We start from the raw sequence: 3,710 nt of genomic DNA, 5'->3' as shown, positions 1-3,710 counted from the left end.
CAGATCGGCGCTTTGTTTCGTGTTATCGATCCCGGCAACAAACTCCTCATAATCATAAGGTGAAATGTCGCGACTATCAGGGGCATCCTCAATAACATTGCTCACGCCACAGTAATCGCACAACAAATTGTGTGTGCCGGGATTAAAGTGTAATAACGCTCCGCAGCCCGAACAATTTAATGAATTGTTTATAGCTGATGGATTAACCTGGTTGTTCATTTCAGAAATATAGATTTAGGAATAGTTGCAGATCAGGCTATCGGTGGCGGTACGTTATTAAACAGTTCGGCTATTTCTTCAACTGATGAGGCAGCGGCCCATGCAGCCATACCTTTTTTCCAGATCATGCTCTCCCTGCTTAATGTTCCACTGCTAACCATGGCATTGATGTTGTCGATCGAGTGTGGCCCGTCAGATTTTCCGTCTTTTACGATATGGTATTGAACGCCGGGAGTAGGCGGTGGCGGTGGTGTATCAGCACCGGTATTGTTAGGTGTAACCTGGTTTTGCTGAAAGATATTACCAACCTGTCCCATCATAGCGGCACCAACACCCAAACCCATACCAGCGGCTCCTAAGTTACCGCCGATGGTATTTTCGGCAGATTTTTCAATAGCGTTGGCAGCCTGGAATTGTGCGTAAGCGCCAAGATTGCCCAATATGCCCATTTCACTGCGTTTGTCAAGCATCTGCTCAACTTCGGGTGGCAGGGAAATGTTTTCAACCAATAATTTGGTGAGGCTAAGGCCAAGATCAGCAAAATCGGGCTGGATAGATTCAGTTATGAATTTCCCCATTTCGTTGTAGTTGGCTGCCAGGTCAAGGATCTTTATTTTCGACTCGGCCACGGCATCCATTCCTCGCGATACAACGGTGTTACGTAATTGCTCATTAATATCCTCAATTACAAAATCGGGATTTGTGGCAGATATTTCTTTGATGAATGTTTTAGGATCCTGAACCTTGAAATTGAACGAGCCAAATGCTCTTAACCTCACCGGCCCAAACTCGGCATCGCGGATCATTACAGGGTTTTTTGTTCCCCATTTTTGATTGGTGAACTGGCGCAGGCTTACAAAATATACATCAACCTTAAACGGGCTTTCAAATCCATATTTCCAGCTCATTAAGGTAGTCAATAAGGGCATGTTTTGAGTTTGCAGCTCATAAGTGCCCGCAGTGTATACGTCGGCAATGCGGCCTTCATTCATAAAAACGGCCGCCTGCGACTCGCGCACAACCAGCCGGGCACCCATTTTAATAGCATTTTCGTGGCGTGGAAATTTCCATACAAGGGTATTTTGAGTAGTATCAACCCACTCTATGATGTCTATAAGTTCGTTCCTAAGGATATTGAACAGGCCCATATTTTTCTATATAAGGTTTAAATAATGATTTAAATATGTGAAAAAAAAGTGCTTCGTAACTAATTATTTTATCCTTTAAGATCTGCATAAAACAAAAGCCGGGCACTAATCATTGACTAATGCCCGGCTCAAATGTTACAGTTTGGTGTTAACTATTGTACCTTATCCAAAGGTGGTATATTGGTTTCAGAGCCCGAATAGCCCTTACTTTGGTTGATATGGCCATTTACATTCAGGTCGATCTCGCTTTGCGGGATAGGCCATAAAACGTGGTATGGCGAAATGGTGAAGTGGTTGCCCGAGTTGGTTACAACGTTAGGGTTTTTGTAGAAATCATTCTTCTCCATGATCCTGTCGTAGAAGAAATTGCTCGTTGAAAAATTAGCCACATTGTAGCTTTTTCCGTTATAGGCTGGGATCTCTGTTTGTGCAAAGATGTAAGCTATACGGGTAAGCTCGGTTTTGCGAGGCTCTTCCCAGTACAATTCCCTTTGACGTTCGTCAAGTATGGTGCCTATGTTTACACTGCCCGGATCGGTTAACAACTGTGCGTTGGCGCGTGCCCTTACTTTGTTGATATCATCCATAGCAAGTGCATTTTGTCCTTTCCATACGTATGCCTCTGCACGCAGCAGGTAGGTTTCAGCTAAGCGGAAAACATACCAGTCGGTATTGGTACCACGCGGCGGGCTCCACCATTTATCAAGTGCGATAGGGCCTGAGCCAATGAACACTTTGTAATGCGGCCAGCCGAACCATGCACGGATGGTGTCTTTGGCACCATTAAGGAAGCGTTTGCTCACGTTGGCATCGGTATACTGCTCCAGGTGTTTACCATACCAGGTAGGATCAGATGTTTTGATAGCCGGACTGTTGTAAACAAGGTCGGTCATGTTCATCCAGTTGCCGGGAGCGTGCCTTAAGTCGGTATTATCTGTCCAGATGTATTTAGTGGCATAAGGTGTACCGCGTAAACGGCCAATACCACGGCCATACCATAAAGTGAGCGGAAACTCTTCAGTAACTTTATCTGAAATACCCGGTTTAAGTGCGCCGGGGGTAAGGATAGTACCGTTATGCCACATAGGCACACAGTTCCTCATCACCTGTGATCCGTTTGGCGTAGCACCATCAAGTGTTTCGCGGTCAAGTACTACGTACAAAGCTTCGGCATTGGTTCCCAGTGCTTTGTTTTCGGGGCGGTGAAGGTCCCAGATGATGTTTTTTGAAGCATCACCTGCAACAATACCAAAGCGATTGGTCATGAGGTGATAAGGACCGTTGATAGCAACGTTGGCTGCAGCGATAGCATCATCAAACAAACCAAGAGCAAGGTCAACCTTAGCCAAAAGGTGTGCGGCCCCGCCTTTTGAGATATCGCCTTTGGCATTTGCATCGGTAAGGTTAGCTACCGCAAACTCCAGGTCGGTTTTCATTTGCTTCAGGATCACAATACGTTGTGTGCTGAAGTAACCTGTATTAACGGCAGTTTCTTCTTTCAGCAGCAATGGCACATCGCCAAACTCATGCACCAAACGATAGTAGCGATAAGCCCGGTGAAACAGCGCGGATGCTTTTACCAAATTTTTATCAGCATCTGATGACCATTTGATGTTATCTATTCTCGATAAAATAACGTTACAGTCATGGATACCCTGGTACCATGCACTCCAGTAGCGGCCTATTTTGTTATAGTCGTCGCTGTTTAGGTTGGCAGTAGGGGTGATACGCGCGTTAAGGTCCTGTGCCGGTGTGGTTTTATCGGTAGTGCCTTCAACGGCGGCATCTGTAAATATCGATTCGGTAAGTAAAGGGGCCGAATCGCCGAAATACTCAAACCTAACGCTTACATTTAGCGTAGCCAAAGCGGCTTTAAATGCGGCTGGCGAGGTGTAAGTTACGTCGGGCGTAAATTTTGAAGGTGCCTGCGGATATAGATCAGCCCGCTTGGTACAGCCTCCCGTTATAAATATGGTTGCCGCTGTTAAAGCCGCAGCCATGATGTTTTTGTTTATCTTGTTCATGTATAAATCCCTCCTTTAAAAAACTACGTTAAACCCGGCTGATAAATATCTTGGAGTAGGGCCGCCATTTTGCGGGTCCCAAAGCGGCCAGCTTGAAAACACAGCGGCATTGCTTGCATTCACAAATAATTTGGCGCTTGATATGCCCAGGCGTTTGATCAATTGCGGACTGAAAGTATAACCGATTGAAGCGGTTTGCAGCCTTACAAATGAAGCTTTACGCCAAACGTTGATGGTTGTACCTGATGAGCCCGAGTTTAGGCGTGCGTAATCGTCAATCTGGTTATCAGGTGTCCAGTAAGGTAACACATACGAGTTC

At 45.7% G+C, this 3,710-nt stretch carries 4 protein-coding genes; all 4 read right to left on the bottom strand.

The features are described from left to right. The coding region (locus VF500_RS11665; protein WP_414688576.1) for a zinc finger domain-containing protein at positions 1 to 219 on the bottom strand (219 nt) is incomplete at its 3' end. Positions 220 to 251: 32 nt separating this feature from the next. Beyond that, positions 252 to 1,367: an SPFH domain-containing protein gene (locus VF500_RS11660; RefSeq protein WP_330859831.1), complete on the bottom strand. Its 1,116-nt coding sequence runs from the start codon at positions 1,365 to 1,367 to the stop codon at positions 252 to 254. A 152-nt stretch (positions 1,368 to 1,519) separates the two neighbouring features. Further along, positions 1,520 to 3,391, bottom strand: a complete 1,872-nt coding sequence (locus VF500_RS11655; RefSeq protein WP_330859830.1) for a RagB/SusD family nutrient uptake outer membrane protein — start codon at positions 3,389 to 3,391, stop codon at positions 1,520 to 1,522. 15 nt (positions 3,392 to 3,406) lie between these two features. Next, the coding region (locus VF500_RS11650; protein ID WP_330859829.1) for a hypothetical protein at positions 3,407 to 3,710 on the bottom strand (304 nt) is incomplete at its 5' end.

The organism is Mucilaginibacter sp. (assembly GCF_036383575.1).
Classification (GTDB): Bacteria; Bacteroidota; Bacteroidia; order Sphingobacteriales; family Sphingobacteriaceae; genus Mucilaginibacter.
Note: the sequence above shows the minus strand (reverse complement) of the source record. Positions and strands in the feature narration are given on the sequence as shown.

Excerpts from the sequence above, each read along its gene's own strand:
- VF500_RS11655 (WP_330859830.1), bottom strand. The coding sequence starts at position 3,391 with ATGAACAAGATAAACAAAAACATCATGGCTGCGGCTTTAACAGCGGCA.
- VF500_RS11660 (WP_330859831.1), bottom strand. The coding sequence starts at position 1,367 with ATGGGCCTGTTCAATATCCTTAGGAACGAACTTATAGACATCATAGAG.